At 73.0% G+C, this 14661-nt stretch carries 12 protein-coding genes; 6 read left to right on the top strand and 6 right to left on the bottom strand.

What is annotated here, in order from left to right; all coding sequences use genetic code 11:
• Nucleotides 1–19: 19 nt before the first annotated feature.
• On the bottom strand, nt 20–1483 hold the full coding sequence (hemG, locus tag DEJ48_RS00365) for a protoporphyrinogen oxidase (RefSeq protein ID WP_150213342.1): 1464 nt from the start codon (nt 1481–1483) through the stop codon (nt 20–22).
• 242 nt (nt 1484–1725) lie between these two features.
• Here hemG and DEJ48_RS00360 point away from each other — a divergent pair, with 242 nt between their 5' ends.
• A complete protein-coding gene (locus DEJ48_RS00360; RefSeq protein WP_150213340.1) occupies nt 1726–2502 on the top strand; it encodes an alpha/beta fold hydrolase in 777 nt (258 codons plus the stop codon).
• Between the two features lie 301 nt (nt 2503–2803).
• Here the strand turns inward: DEJ48_RS00360 and DEJ48_RS00355 are convergent, their stop codons facing one another.
• The 5 genes from DEJ48_RS00355 to DEJ48_RS00335 all read right to left on the bottom strand — a co-directional run bounded on the left by DEJ48_RS00355 (nt 2804) and on the right by DEJ48_RS00335 (nt 7872).
• Nucleotides 2804–3670, bottom strand: coding sequence for an NmrA/HSCARG family protein (locus tag DEJ48_RS00355; RefSeq protein ID WP_150213338.1), 867 nt, complete (start codon nt 3668–3670; stop codon nt 2804–2806).
• A 166-nt stretch (nt 3671–3836) separates the two neighbouring features.
• Nucleotides 3837–5615: an FAD-dependent monooxygenase gene (locus DEJ48_RS00350; protein WP_150213336.1), complete on the bottom strand. Its 1779-nt coding sequence runs from the start codon at nt 5613–5615 to the stop codon at nt 3837–3839.
• Between the two features lie 230 nt (nt 5616–5845).
• Complete coding sequence (locus DEJ48_RS00345; RefSeq protein WP_150213334.1) at nt 5846–6559, bottom strand: gamma-glutamyl-gamma-aminobutyrate hydrolase family protein; 714 nt, start codon at nt 6557–6559, stop codon at nt 5846–5848.
• A 115-nt stretch (nt 6560–6674) separates the two neighbouring features.
• Entirely contained in the window at nt 6675–6992 is a 318-nt protein-coding gene (locus DEJ48_RS00340; RefSeq protein WP_150213332.1) for a Rieske (2Fe-2S) protein, read from the bottom strand.
• A gap of 151 nt (nt 6993–7143) precedes the next feature.
• The gene (locus DEJ48_RS00335; RefSeq protein ID WP_150213330.1) at nt 7144–7872 is read right to left on the bottom strand and encodes an SDR family oxidoreductase; all 729 of its coding nucleotides are present in this window, start codon (nt 7870–7872) and stop codon (nt 7144–7146) included.
• Nucleotides 7873–8191: 319 nt separating this feature from the next.
• Between DEJ48_RS00335 and DEJ48_RS00330 the strand changes: the two genes are divergently transcribed.
• From DEJ48_RS00330 to DEJ48_RS00310, 5 genes are all read left to right on the top strand, one after another.
• Complete coding sequence (locus tag DEJ48_RS00330; RefSeq protein ID WP_150181796.1) at nt 8192–8638, top strand: carboxymuconolactone decarboxylase family protein; 447 nt, start codon at nt 8192–8194, stop codon at nt 8636–8638.
• A 146-nt stretch (nt 8639–8784) separates the two neighbouring features.
• Nucleotides 8785–9492, top strand: a complete 708-nt coding sequence (locus DEJ48_RS00325) for a sulfotransferase family protein (protein ID WP_150213329.1) — start codon at nt 8785–8787, stop codon at nt 9490–9492.
• 297 nt (nt 9493–9789) lie between these two features.
• A complete protein-coding gene (locus DEJ48_RS00320; protein WP_150213327.1) occupies nt 9790–11328 on the top strand; it encodes an alpha/beta hydrolase in 1539 nt (512 codons plus the stop codon).
• A gap of 222 nt (nt 11329–11550) precedes the next feature.
• Complete coding sequence (locus tag DEJ48_RS00315; RefSeq protein WP_150213325.1) at nt 11551–13116, top strand: FAD-dependent monooxygenase; 1566 nt, start codon at nt 11551–11553, stop codon at nt 13114–13116.
• 2 nt (nt 13117–13118) lie between these two features.
• Nucleotides 13119–14621 (top strand): FAD-dependent monooxygenase, encoded by a 1503-nt coding sequence (locus tag DEJ48_RS00310; protein WP_150213323.1) that lies wholly within the window; start codon nt 13119–13121, stop codon nt 14619–14621.
• Nucleotides 14622–14661: the final 40 nt, after the last annotated feature.

The raw sequence follows: 14661 nt of genomic DNA, 5'->3' as shown, positions 1-14661 counted from the left end.
TCGTGGACGTCCTGGCCCGTCATGCGGGACCGGCCGAGGTGTCCGCGCGCAGCCCGCCGAGCACTTCCTCGGCGGCCTTGAGCGCGCTGGCCACGCACTGGCCCACCCCCACCCCGTCGTAGGCGGCGCCGCACACCGCGAGGCCGGGCCGGTCGGCGATCGCGGCCCGGACGCGCGCCACCCGGTCCAGGTGCCCCACCGTGTACTGCGGCACCGCCCGCTCCCACCGGCTGACCCGGGAGGCCAGCGGCGCACCGCGCACCCCGGTGACCTCGGCGAGTTCGGCGGCGGCGAGCGCGACGAGGTCGGCGTCCTCGCGGCGCAGCAGGTCCTCGTCGCCGCTGCCGCCGCCCTGGCAGCGCACGATGTCCACCTCGCCGGCCAGGTGCGGCCACTTCATGGTGGAGAACGTGACGACCTTCATCGCCCGCCCGTCCACGGCCGGCACCCGGTAGCCGCTGTGCCCCAGGGCGCGTACCGCATCAAGTGCCCTGCGGGGGAAGGCGAGCGTGACGATGACGGAGCCGGCGTGCGGGATCTCGGCGAGCGCCGCGGCGGCCGGGCCGGTCCCGGGAAGCCCGGCGAGCAGCGGGCCCGCCTGCGCCGCGGGCACGGCGACGATGACGGCGTCCGCGTCCAGGTGCTCGGGCCCGGCGGCGCCGTGCACGCTCACCCGCCAGCCGTGCGCGCGGCGTTCGAGGCCGCGCACCCGCGCCCCGGTGCGCACCGCCGCGTCCGGCGCGGCGGCGAGCAGGCCGTCCGCCAGGACCTGCGGCAGCGAGCCCAGCCCGCCGGCCAGCGTGGAGATGCCGGTGGTGGGCTGCTGTCCCGGCGGCAGCGGCGCCGGCAGCAGCGCGCCCGCGGCCTCGGCCAGCGAGGCGCGCCGCCGGGCGGCGGTGACCAGCGGGGTGAGGGTGGCCTCGAAGGACAGCTCGTCGGCGCGGCCGAAGTAGGCATCCGACAAGAAGGGGTCCACCAGCCGGTCCACGACCTCGCGGCCCAGACGCCCGCCGACGACGTCCGCCACCGACCGGTCGCCCTCCCGCCCCACCTGCGGCAGCGTCAGGTCCTCGCGGGCCCGGGCCACGCCCTGCTCGGAGAGGATGCCGGACTTGGCGAGCTCGTCCATGTCGCAGGGCACGCCCATGAACTGACGCTCCAGCGGCGGCCGCAGCTGCCCCCCGCTCCACACCGCCATCGACTTGGTGCCCGCCGCCACGACCCGCTCCTGCAGGCCCGCGGCCGTCAGCAGCCGGGCGGTCTTGGGACGCCGGGCGTACGTCGACTCCGCGCCCTCGTCGATGACGACGCCCGCCAGCTCCGAGACGGCCAGCTGACCGCCCAGCCGCTCGGCGCCCTCCAGGACGGTCACCCGCACCGGCTCCTCGCGCAGGAAGAACGCCGCCGCCAGCCCGGCTACGCCGCCCCCGACGACGACGACATGCGGAGCCGTGCCCGACCGAGCCATTCCGTTGTCCGCCATACGACCTGCTCCTTCGTGGATACGGTGTCGCATCAGTTTTGAAGGGGTGCCGATAGTCCCGGTCGAGCGGGAGTGGATCCGGAATCGTCTGGCAACCCGCTTGATTTCAGGGCGACTTGGGCCCCCGGTGCGGCGTCCGGGGCGGTGCCCGCGCGCGATTCATCCTCCACCCGCCATCGACCGGAGCGCTGGACATTACCGCTGCGCACAACACACCCCGTGGACCTGAGGAGAGTGGTGGCATGCGGAAGGTCGTTTCCCAGGACGGCACAACGATCGCCTGTCGCAGCACCGGCGACGGCCCGCCGATCGTGCTGATGAACGGCGCGTTCCGCGACCACACCATCTTCGACGCCCTGGTCCCGGAACTGGCGCCGCACTGCACCGTCCACGTCTACGACCGCCGGGGCCGGGGGCAGAGCGGCGACGCCCCGCAGTACGCCGTCGAGCGCGAGATCGAGGACCTCGCCGCCGTCATCGAGGACGCGGGCGGACAGGCGGTCGTCTTCGCCGGCTCCACCGGCGCGAACCTCGCCCTCGAAGCGGCCCTGGCCGGCGTGCCGATCACCAAACTCGCCCTGCACGAGCCGTACTTCCGCATCGCCCCCCACCCCAAGCCGCCCGCCGACTGCATGGACACCCTCAAGACGCTGCTCGCCCAGGACCGGCGCGGGGAGACCGCGGAGTACTGGCTGCGCGAACTGCTGGGCCTGAGCGCCGAGACCGTCGCCGACTGGCGCAAGGCACCCCTGTGGGCCACGAACGAGGCCAACGCCCACACCCTGCTCTACGACACGACCATCCTCGGCGACTTCGAGGTGCCCGCCGCCCGCCTGGCGACCCTGCGCACCCCGACCCTGGTCGTCAACAGCGACGCGACCGGCGACTGGCTGCGCGACGCGGCCCGCGCGACCGCGCGCGTCCTGCCCAACGGCTGGGGCATGCAGCTGCCCGGCTCCTGGCACCGCATCGACACCGACATCCTGGGCCGCGTCCTCGCCGGCTTCACCACCACCTGAACCCACCCGCCCGAGCCCGCCACCGGGCAGCAGCGCCCGAGAAGCCAGGTCCGCCGCGGCGGACCTGGCTTCTCGCGGCAGCCGGGAGCCTAGGGCCTGTGCCGGAAGTCCCGTCGTCCGCCCGGAGGGCGGGCCCCGCGGCGTCCGGTGCGTGCGATCGCAAGGCGGAGGGTCGCCCCGATACTGGTTGTATCGGGGCGACCCGACAACGCGGCTGGGGGTCCCCCCCCGCGCCCTTCAGGCGTGGGGGAGTGCGTGCCGGGCGTCGCGGGGCAGGCGGGACTTCCGGCACAGGCCCTACCTAGGCCACCGGCACCGTCCAGTTCTCGCGCAGCCACCCCTCCAGGCCGACCAGGCCGGGGCGCACGCGGCGCAGCTCGGCCATGTCCGCGCTGTAGCCCTCCGTATCGAGCCAGTCGAACATCGCGGCCAGGTCCGGGCGGGCGGTGCGCAGCGGTTCGAAGGAGCGCTGCTCGTAGCGGGCCGGCAGGCCGGCCACCCGGCCGAACGCGGCGGCGATCTGCGGGCCGGTCAGCTCGGCACTGGCGATCTCCACCCGCCGGCCCAGCCACGCCCCCGGATCGCCGAAGGCGTCCGCGGCGAACGCCCCGATGTCGCCGGTCGCGATCACCTGGACGGCGACCTCGGGCCGCAGCCACAGGCCAAGGACCAGCTCGCCGCCCACCGGCCGGGGTCCGAGGTCCAGGAGGATGTCGTAGAACATGGTCGGCCGCAGCACCGTCGCCGGCAGGCCGAGCTTGTCGATGTGCTGCTCGATGTTGAACTTGCTGCGGAAGTGCGGGATGACCTCGCAGCGGTCCGCGCCGCCCACCGAGCTGTACACGAAATGCTCCACGCCCGCCTCGGCGGCCGCGTCCGCGACCGCCTTGCCCTGCCGCTCCTCGGCCTCCACCCCGCCCGGGCCGCGGAACGTCTGGACGCTGAACACGCCCTGGACCCCGCGCATCGCCGCGCGCAGCGAGTCGGTGTCCTCCAGGTCCCCGCGCACGAGCACCGCGCCCGCCTCGGCCAGCGCGCGCGCCGCGGGAGCCTGCGGATCACGCACCAGCGCGTGCACGACGCGTTGCCGGCGCAGCAGGGCGCGGGCCGTCGCACCTCCCTGGCGGCCGGTTCCGCCCAGCACCAGGACCGTTCCGTCTACCGTCACCGTATTCCTCCGTCGTGAAAGTCGTGCCGCGATTCGTGCCGCCAGTCGTGCCGCGAAAGGTGCCGTGCAAGGGGGCCGTGAAATGCGGCCGTTGAAAGGGGTGTGTGGGGGCGGCCGCTGCCGGTCCTGCTGCCGCGGCCGCCCTTTTTTCGCCGGGTACGGGAAATCAGGAAGCGGAACCGTCGCTGACACGGTGGTCGAGAATGCGGGAGAACGCGTTCGCCAGCAGCTCCGCCGGCTGGTCGGCGGCGCCCGTGCTGCGCCAGGCCACATGGTTGTCGGGGCGCACCAGGACGGCGCCGTCCCCGGCGACCTCGCGGACCTGCGCCCAGCCGCCGTCGACGTCGGTGAACTCCGCGCCCGCGCCGATCCGGACCGCGCGGATGGGCAGGGACAGCTTCTCCGCGACCTGCGCGGCCGCCTCCGTCCACGCGGTGCCCTCCGCCCCGGTGATCAGGACGAACCCGGCCGGGGAGCCGGTCAGGTCGTGGGTGGACAGGCGCCGTCCGTCCTGCTCCAGCCAGGCGTGCGGCAGCCGGTGCCCGGGCCGGGTCGTGGGCCGGTACACATCGCGCATCGGTACCCGCGCGGGCGGGTTGCTGCCGTCGGGGACCAGTGCGCCCTGCTCGTAGTGGAAGCCGATCTCGAAGTCGTGCGCCTGGCAGCCGGCCCGGTGGGTGTCCAGGATCTCCGCGGTCCTGGCCCGCACCACCTCGCCGATGGGGGACTGCTCGAAGTACGAGGCGAACATCCGCTGCCGGCGTTGCGCGGGGGCGTGCGGGCCCAGGCCCACCGTGTCCAGCACCGCCTGGTGGTGGGAGGCCGCCGAGACCGCCCAGTCGACGTTGAGCCGGCACACCGGGCGCCGCTCCGACTCGTAGGTGTCGAGCAGGGTGTCGTCGGCACGGCCGTCGAGGACCGCGGCCAGCTTCCACGCCAGGTTGTGGGCGTCCTGGATGCCGGAGTTCAGGCCCAGGCCGACGGTGGGCGGCTGACGGTGCGCGGAGTCGCCGGCCAGCAGCACCCGCCCCTTGCGGTAGCGCTCGGCGACCAGCGCCTGCACCGTCCAGTTCGTCACGTGGTGCAGGGTCAGCTCCAGCTCGGGCAGGCCCAGCAGCTCCCGGACCCGGGCCACCACCGACTCCTCGTCCAGGCGGTCGGCGTCCATCGGCGGGAAGTGCAGCACCCACTCCTCGCACGCCTTGCCCCAACTGGGCCCCATCTCGATGAGGTTGCTGCACAGGTCCGGGTCGTGGGCGTTGAGGAAGTGCGTCAGCAGGGTGCCCTCCTGCCACCACTGCGACAGGTCGGCGGTGAAGTACGCGGTCGTCACGTCGAGCAGTGCGGGCACGCCGCGCATCTCGATGCCCAGGGCGGCGCCGACCGTGCGGCCGCCGTCGGCGCCGATCATGTAGCGGGCGGTGACCGTGGTCGTCTCGCCGGTGGACCGCTCGCGGATCTCGGCGACCACCCGGTCGCCCTCGTCGCGGAAGCCGGTCATCTCGTGGCCGAACAGGATGCGTCCGGGGCGGCGCTGTTCGGCGGTGGCGCGCAGGAGCGGCTCCAGGCGCACCTGCGGCAGCTTGACCGGCAGGACGGGCCCGGCCGCCTCGTACCGCTCGCGCAGCGAGCCGCCGCCGAAGGCGTCGATCTCGTGGATGTGCTGCGCGTCCATCGGCCCGTCACCGGCCAGCGAGGTCAGCCAGCGCAGCTTGCCGAACAGTTCCAGGGGCGCGCCCTGCTCCACCATCGGCCCGTCCAGGCCGTGCTGGCGGAAGATCTCCATCGTGCGCTGGTTGAGGTAGTGCGCCTTGGGCACGTGCGCGGTGTCCGCGTGCCGTTCGACGAGCAGGTGGTCCACACCGTGATCGGACAGGAAGTTGGAGGCGGAAAGACCGCATCCGCCACCGCCCACGATAAGAACCGGAACCTCGACTGTTCCCATTTTCGTCCTTCCGGAAGGTGACAGTCCCACGCTCACGGAAACTGCCGAATGTGCCGGGGAATGTGCCGGGAATGAGAGCGGCACGAAATAGGTCGTGCGTCGGCTGTGCTGTCTTTACCGAGCTGCTGTCGCGAGCTGCTGTGGCGAGCTGCTGTCGAAGGATGGCCAGGGGGTCTGTAGTCCGGGTCAACGACGGGTGGATCCCGCCGGGCCGGCTCCCGCCGGGTGGCTCAACGGCGCCGGGCGGCGTCCGCCAGGGCGCGGTGCAGCCGGTCGTCCTCGGTCTGGCCGGCCTCCCACTGCACGCCGACCGCGAAGGGGTGGCCCGCCGCCTCGACCACCTCGACGACGCCGTCGGAGGTGCGGGCGGTGGCGGTCAGGCCCTCGCCGACCCGGTCCACGGCCTGGTGGTGGTGGCAGGCGGTCTTGGGGGTGTCCTCGCCGAAGACCCGCGCGATACGGCTGGCGGGCTCCAGGTCCAGCACGTGCCGGCCGAACTCGAAGCCGGCGCCCTGCGGGCGGTGGCCGTCGTCGCCGGTGACCTCCGGCAGATGCTGGTGCAAGGTGCCCCCGCAGCGCACGTTGAGCAGCTGCATGCCGCGGCAGATCGCCAGCAGCGGCAACCCGTCCGTCAACGCCGCCCCGATCAGGGCGAGTTCGGCACGGTCAAGATCGGTGCTCGCGACCCGGGTCAGCGGGTGCCGCTCCTGCCCGTACAGCGCCGGATCGAGGTCCGGGCCGCCCGGGACGAGCAGCCCCTGCACCTGGCCGAGCAGTTGCTCGACGCCGGGCCGCACCGGCAGCACCACCGGCACGCAGCCCGCCGCGGCCAGAAAGTCCACGTGCGACTGGAGCGAGAGGCTGACCACCATGTCGGTGCCCTGCAGGGTGACCGGGACCGTGCGTGCGGTGATCCCGACCACCGGCGGTTTCGCTGAGTTCATGTCCACCTGTCCCTGGTTCTCGGTAAGCCCTGGTCCTGGCTGTCGGTAAGCCCGTGTCCTGGTTGTCGGCCGTCCCTTGGTCAGTGCCTGGTCCGTCGGTGCCCGGTCCCGGCTCTCAGTCCGCGGCGTCCGGCGAGACGTAGACGTAGCCGTCCTCGACCTTCACCCGGTAGGTGGCGATCGGCCGGGTCGCCGGCGGATTGACGGGCTCTCCGGTGCGCAGGTCGAAGCAGGAGCCGTGCAGCCAGCACTCGATGGTGGTGCCGTAGACCTCCCCCTCGGCGAGGGAGACCTCCGCGTGCGAGCACAGGTCGCTGACCGCGTACACGGCATCGTCCCTGCGCACCAGCGCGACCGGGGCGTCCTCGACCTCCACCGCGAGCGCGCCGCCGGCCGGGATCTTGTCCACCGGACAAACCTTGATGAAGCTCATCGCTCCCGCTCTCCTCCACACGTCGGGGCATCCGGTGTCCGCCGGATCTCCATGGGCCGGGCCACACGTTCCGCCGGGGCTCTTGAGGATGAGCCGAGCTCAGGACGAGGTTCATCGGAGCCCGCGCCCGCCGCCGCCCCCGGCCGGGCCGCTACCAGGGCACCGGGCCCTCCTCCGACAGCGAGGCCCCCGTGGGCCCCGCCGCGTCGAGCAGCGCGAGCCGCACCGCGATCACGGCGCCCTGGGCGGGCGTGCGCTGCCCGCGGTGGCCGTTGATGTCGGTGGCCACCACGCCGGGATGGGCCGCGTTCACCTTGATCGGCGTGTCCCGCAGCTCCTTGGCGTAGGCGAGGGTGAGCGCGTTCAGCGCGGTCTTGGAGGACTGGTAGGCGAGCATGTTGACGTGCGCCATGGGGGAGGCCGGATCGGCGTTGAGGGCCAGCGACCCCAGGTGGCTGGACATGTTGACGATGCGTCCGGCCGGCGAGCGGCGCAGCAGCGGCAGCATCGCGTTGGTGACCGTGACCACGCCGAAGACGTTGGTCTCGTACACCTCACGCAGGTCGTCCGCGGCCGCCTGGCTGGGCGCGGACGTGAACCGGCCGGCGATGCCCGCGTTGTTGACCAGGATGTCCAGGCGCCCGTAGCGCTGCTCGATGACGGCGGCGGCCTCGGCCACGCACGCCGGATCGCGTACGTCCAGGCGCAGCGCCGCCGCCGTGACGCCGCTCTCCGCCAGCGCGGCGGCCGCCTGCTTGCCGCGCACCTCGTCCCTGGCGCCGACCAGGACGAGGACGCCCCGTTCGCCCAGCTGCCGTGCGGTCTCCTGTCCGATGCCCTTGTTGGCGCCGGTGACGAGCGCGATCTTCTCGAGGGGCACGTCGGTGGTCCCTTCTGTCCGTCGAAAAAAAGGGGGGTGGTCACGGGCGGTGAGCCCACCGAAGCGTCACACAGTTCGCCCGGCGCGCCCGGGGGCGTCGTGAACGTGGGGGATGTTCAACTGCGGCAACCACGCGGTCGAACACCAGCTGCCAGGCGCCCTGTTCGCGCGGCACTTGCACCAACGCACGAGGCGGCGGCAGCCTGGTGGACCGGCACTCGCCGCTGCCCGCCCCGCCCTGCCCGTCCGCCCCCGTGCGTCTGCCGCCGGGCGGCGCGTCGGCGCGTCGGCGCGGGCCCGACTCACAGGAGACGCCCCGATGCCACCGCGGATGAACAACCCTTCGCTGGTCGTGCCCGACGCCCTGCAGCCCCTGCTCGACCTGACCAAGGTCATCGGCAGGGTCGGCGTGCCGCAGCGGACCCTGGATCTCATCCGGCTGCGGGTGAGCCAGATCAACGGCCGCATCTACACCATCCCCGACGACCTGGGGCAGGCCGCCGAGGCCGACGCCCGCCTGCCCCAGGTCGCCGAGTGGCGCGAGGCGACCTGCTTCACCCCCGCCGAGCGCGCGGCGCTGGCGCTGGCCGAGGACGCCACCGAGCTCAGCGGCCGGGAGGACGCGGTGCCCGACGAGGTCTGGCAGGACGCGGCCGGCCACTACACCGAGGAGGAACTGGCCTCCCTGGTCATCCACATCGGCCTGGTCAACTGCTGGAACCGCATCAACGTCGCCACCCGGCAGGTGCCCGCGGCCTGGCGCTGACCCGAGCCCGCCCCGTCCCCCGCGGGCCCCGGCCCGTGCGGTGACGAGGGGCTGTCACATCGGTGCGCCGCCGGGCGTCATAACAGTGACGGCCGGCCCCTCACGCACCCCACTCGACCACCCAGCAGCAGGGAAGGAACCGCACCGTGTTGAAGCTCATCAACGCCGGTCTCGGCAGGACCGGGACCACCTCACTCCAGGTGGCGCTGGAACAGCTCGGTTACGGCCCCTGCTACCACATGTTCGACATCGTCGGCGACGAGAAGCGCCTGGAACAGTGGGAGCGCATCATCTGCGAGGGCCAACAGCCCGACTGGGACGCGGTGTTCGAGGGCTACACCTCCGCGGTGGACGGCCCGCCCTCCTTCTACTACGACCAGATCATCAAGGCCTTCCCCGAGGCCAAGGTCGTCCTGACGGTGCGCGACGCGGACGGCTGGTACGAGAGCACGTACAACACGCTGTACCAGTTCGTCCTGAAGAACAAGGAGACCCCGCCCGAGCAGGGCACCCGCCAGGCCCGGGTCTTCCGCATGACCAACGTCATGACCTGGGAGGGGCTGTTCCAGGGCCGGTTCTCCGACAAGGACCACGCCATCGAGGTCTACCACCGCCGCAACCAGGAGATCATCGACGCGGTCCCCGCGGACAACCTCCTGGTCTACGACGTCACCGGGGGCTGGGAGCCGCTGTGCGCGTTCCTGGGCACCGACGTGCCCGCCACCCGGTTCCCGCACGCCAACACCACCGCGAACATGCGTGAGCGGATGCAGCAGATGGCCGCCGGCGGCCCGCCCGCCCCCGGCAGCGCGCCCGCACCCGGCGGGGCAGCAGCCCCCGGCGGGGCGCGGTAGGCACCACCCCCGCACACCACCCGCTGCATTTCTTTCCCTTTCCCCGCGGACAGCCCATTACCGGCTGGCCGCGGGGATTTTTGCATTTACGGAACGAGTCCCGCTGTTCCGGCCCGATACCGCCGTTCCAGTACCGCTCGACCGCCGGTCATTGTTCAACCGCGGTTGTTTTCGCGCCACTTCCCGCACCCGATAGTCTCGCGCCGCCCCCTGGACCCGCCCGAGAAAATCGGCTTCGCCGGCCTGCCCGCATATCGGCCCGGCCCGGCGGCGTATCTGCCTCAAGAAGGGGATTACGTGAGGAAGTTACTGGCAATTACGGCGGCGGCCGCCACCGCCCTGGCGGGAGCGGTCACCGCGGCCCCGGCGAAAGCCTCGCCGGAGCGGGTGGCGTCCACCGTCTCCTGGTCGCCCTGCCCGGACGAGGACCCCGTCGTCGGAGGCCTGCTCAAGGGCCTGGAGTGCGGCACGCTCGCCGTCCCGCTCGACCACGACAAGCCGCGGGGCCGCACCATCGACCTGGCGCTGACCCGCGCCCGGCACACCGCACCCGAGGACCGCTACCAGGGCATCGTGCTGCTCAACCGCGGCCAGTGGCCCGGCCAGTTCGGCCGCGACCTGCCCACCCGCTTCGCCAAGGGCACCTCGGGCCTGTCCCCGGCCGTCGGCGCCACCTACGACTGGATCGGCTTCGACCCGCGCGGCACCGGCGCCAGCCAACCGCGGATCACCTGCGCACCCGAGTACGTCTGGCCCGGCAAGGCCCGCGCCGACCTGGTGCCCCGCACCCACGCCGAGGAACGCGCCTGGCGCACCCGGGCCCGCGTCTTCGCCGACAGCTGCGGCCGCGCCCACGGCGACACCCTGAACTTCCTGAGCACCAAGGACACCGCCCGCGACCTGGACCTGATCCGCGCGGCCCTGGGCCAGGAGCAACTGACCTACTTCGGCTGGGACTACGGCACCTACCTCGGCTCGGTCTACGCCTCGATGTACCCCCACCGGGTGCGCCGGATGGTCCTGGACACCGTGATGCTGCCCGCCAAGGGCTGGTACAAGAACGTCCTCGCCCAGAACGCGACCTTCGAGAAGAGCGCCGAGAACTACTTCTCCTGGATCGCCCGCAACGACGCCACCTACCACCTGGGCACCACCCGCGCCGCGGTCGAGGCGAAGTACTACCAAGGCATGCAACGGCTGCGCACGGCCCCCGTCGACGGCAAGATAGGCCCGGCCGAGTACACCGAGATGTTCCTCGTCGACCTCTACCGCCGCTCCGCCTGGACGGGCCACACCAAGGCCCTGGCCGACTGGGTGCTGCGCGGGGACGCCACCGGCCTGAAGGCCGCCTTCAACGAGCCGGGCTACCCCACGCAGAACAAGCAGGCCATGTACAACGCGGTGCAGTGCACCGACTCGCCCTGGCCGCGCGACTGGCAGCGCTGGCACCGCGACTACACGCGCGACTACCGCTCCGGCAACACCTTCCTGACCTGGTTCAACGCCTGGTACAACGCGCCGTGCGCGTTCTGGCCCGTGCCCGCGGGCACCCCGCACAAGGTCGGCGCCAAGGGCGTGAACGTCCTGGTGGTGCAGGGCGAGCACGTCGCCGGGTCCCCGCTGGCCGGCGCCCGCGACCTGCACCGCCGCTTCCCCGACTCCCGGCTGCTGGTGGAGCAGAACGGCTACGAGCACGAGACGTCCCTGTCCCGCAACGCCAACGCCTGCGTCAACACGGTCGTCGACGCCTACCTGAAGGACGGCGGCCGCCCGCCCGCCGCCAGGGGCGCGGACGCCACCTGCCAGGCCGGCCCGCAGCCCGACCCCGTCCCGTAAAAACCCGGGCAGCCCGTGCACCCCGGGTAAGTCGCAGAAGTCACCGAAGTTGACCGAAGTCGGGGAAAGAGTCCGCCCGCCGCGTTCAACCGCGGGAAATCAGCGGTTGAACGCGGGGGCGGGCGGGCCGACTTATGAATTCAGCACCGTCATTGCAGCCGAACATGCTGATGTGTAGTTTGACATCGACGATTCCTCAGCCGCCCGCGTGGAAGGTCAACAATGGAAACTGGCGTAATAATTGTCGGTGCCGGTCCGGTCGGATTGATGCTGGCCGGCGAACTCCACCTGGGCGGTGTGAATGTCACCGTCTTCGACAAGCTTCCCGCACCCTCCGGGGAATCCCGCGCGCTCGGCTTCAACCGGCGCGCGGCCGAAACCCTGGACCAGCGCGGCCTGCTGGCCGGGCTGGGCGCCTTCCGGTGGGGGCCGATGGGCCACTTCGGCGGCGTCCGGTTCGACCTCGGCATGCTGGAGGAGGACCACAGCGGCGTGCTCGGCCTGTCCCAGGCCCGCACCGAGGAGATGCTGGCCGCCCGGCTCGCCGAACTCGGGGTGCCGGTGCGCCGCGGCGTCGAGGTCACCGCGGTGCGCGAGGAGAGCGACGGCGTCGTCGTCACCTGCCGGGGGCCCGAGGGCCCCGGCGAACACCGGGCCCGCTACGTGGTGGGCTGCGACGGCCCGCACAGCACCGTCCGCGAGGCCGCCGGCATCACCGCCCGCCAGTGGGAGGCCACCCGCGGCATGTACACCGCGGAGCTGACAGGGATCACGCTGCGCCCGCGGCCCATCGGGGAACGCCTGCCCGGCGGGCACATGGTGGTGTGCACCCCGCTGGGCGAGGGCCGCTGCCGCATCGTCGTCCACGACAAGGGCCTGTCCCCGCACCAGGACCCCGCCACGCTGACGTTCCCTCAGATCGCGGACGCCTGGCAGCGGTTGACCGGCGAGTCCATCCACCACGCCACCGCGCAGTGGATGTGGTCGTGCAACAACGCGGCCGCCCTGGCCACCGAGTACCGGCGCGGCCGGGTGCTGCTGGCGGGCGACGCCGCGCACGCCATGCCGCCGCTGGCCGCCTGGAGCCTGAGCGCCGGGCTGCAGGACGCGGCGAACCTGGGCTGGAAACTGGCCGCGCACCTGGCCGGCCGGGCGCCCGCGCACCTGCTGGACACCTACCACGGCGAACGCCACCCGGTGGGCGAGCAGTTGATCCGCAACGCGCAGGCCGCCTCGATGCTCTACCTCGGCGACGCCGACATGGATCCGCTGCGCGGCGTGCTGGGCGAACTGGTGGCGCACAAGGAGGCCGCCGGGCAGCTGGCCGGCATCGTCAGCGGCCTGGGCATCGGCTACGACCTGGGCCCGGGCGAACACCCCCTGCTGGGCCGGCGCATGCCGCCCCAGCACGAGCTGACCCGCCCCGACGGCACCCGCACCCGCATCGCGCAGCTGCTGCACGCGGCCCGCGGCGTCCTGGTCACCACCGAGGGCGCGGACGGGACGGGCGGCAAGGCGGCCCAGCTCGCCCAGGACTGGTCCGACCGCATCGACATCGTCACCGGCACCTGGACCACCGACCCGGCCGACCCGGCCGACCCGGCCGATACGGCCGGTGCGGCCCCGCAGGCCGTCCTCATCCGCCCCGACGGCTACGTCGCCTGGACCGCGCCCGGCACCGACAGCGACCTCACCGACGTCCTGACCCGCTGGTTCGGCGCCCCCAGCACCCCCGGCACTCCCGGCACCCCCGCCGCATCCGGCGCCCCCCAGCGAACAGGAGCGTGAGCATGACCAGGGACGTGATAGTCGTCGGCGCGGGCCCGGTCGGGCTGATGATGGCCGGCGAACTGCGCCTGGCGGGCGCCGACGTCGTCGTCTACGAGAAGCTGCCCGCCCCGGCCCGCGAATCGCGCGGCGCCAGCCTCACCCGCCGCGCCGTCGAAAGCTTCGACCAGCGCGGACTGCTCGACCGGCTGGGCGACACGGAGCCGGCCGACGCCCACTTCGGCGGGGTCCCCATCGACCTGGGCATCCTGGAGGAGGACCACAGCGGCGCCCGGGGCGTCTCGCAGTTCCGCACCGAGCGGATGCTGGAGGACTGGGCGGGCGAACTCGGCGTGCCCATCCGCCGCGGATACGAGGTCACCCACCTGGACCAAGGGCCCGACGGCGTCGCCGTGGACTTCGAGGGACCGGAAGGGGCCGGCCGGGACCGGGCCCGCTACCTGATCGGCTGCGACGGCGGCCGCAGCACCGTCCGCAAGCTGACCGGCATCGACTTCCCCGGCCCCGAACCCACCCGCGGCTTCTACACCGCCGATGTCACCGGCATCGAGACCCGCCGCCGGCGCATCGGCGAGAACCTCCCCGACGGCAGCATGATCATGGCGATGGACCTGGAGAACGGCGTCACCCGCATCGTCGCCTACGAGCGGGGCATGCGCCCCAAGGACCGCGAGGCCCTCACGTACACCGAACTGGCCGACGCCTGGCAGCGGTTGACCGGCGAGTCCATCCACCACGGGCAGTGCCGCTGGATCAGCTGCTTCACCGACGCCTCCCGGGTGGCCGCCGACTACCGGCGCGGCCGGATCTTCCTGGCGGGCGACGCCACCCACGTCCAGCCCCCGGCGATGGCCCAGGGCCTGAGCGTGGGCGTGCAGGACGCGGTGAACCTGGGCTGGAAACTGGCATCGGTGCTGGCCGGCCGCGCCCCCGAAGCCCTCCTGGACACCTACCACGCCGAGCGCCACCCCATCGGGGAGCAACTGGCGCGCAACGCCCGCGCCGCCATCGAACTGCGCCTGACCGGGCAGGAGATGGCCCCGCTGCGCGAGGTCCTCGGCGAGGTGCTCACCCACAAGGACGCGGCCGCACACCTGGCCGGCGTCCTCAGCGGCCTGGGCATCCGCTACGACCTGGGCCCGGGCGAACACCCCCTGCTGGGCCGGCGCATGCCCCCCGCCCGGGAACTGACCCGCCCGGACGGCACCCGCACCCGCATCGCGCAGTTGCTGCACGCCGCCCGCGGCGTCCTGATCGCCACCGACGGCGCGGACGGGACGGGCGGCAAGGCGGCCCAGCTCGCCCAGGACTGGTCCGACCGCATCGACATCGTCACCGGCACCTGGACCACCGACCCGGCCGATACGGCCGGTGCGGCCCCGCAGGCGGTCCTCATCCGTCCCGACGGCTACGTCGCCTGGACCGCGCCCGGCACCGACAGCGACCTCACCGACGTCCTGACCCGCTGGTTCGGCGCCCCGCACCCGCCCGCCCGGACGCTCTGAGACCCGCACGCCGCACCGGCAACACCCCCCGACCCCCCCA

Source organism: Streptomyces venezuelae (genome assembly GCF_008642315.1).
GTDB lineage: Bacteria > Actinomycetota > Actinomycetes > Streptomycetales > Streptomycetaceae > Streptomyces > Streptomyces venezuelae_D.
Note: the sequence above shows the minus strand (reverse complement) of the source record. Positions and strands in the feature narration are given on the sequence as shown.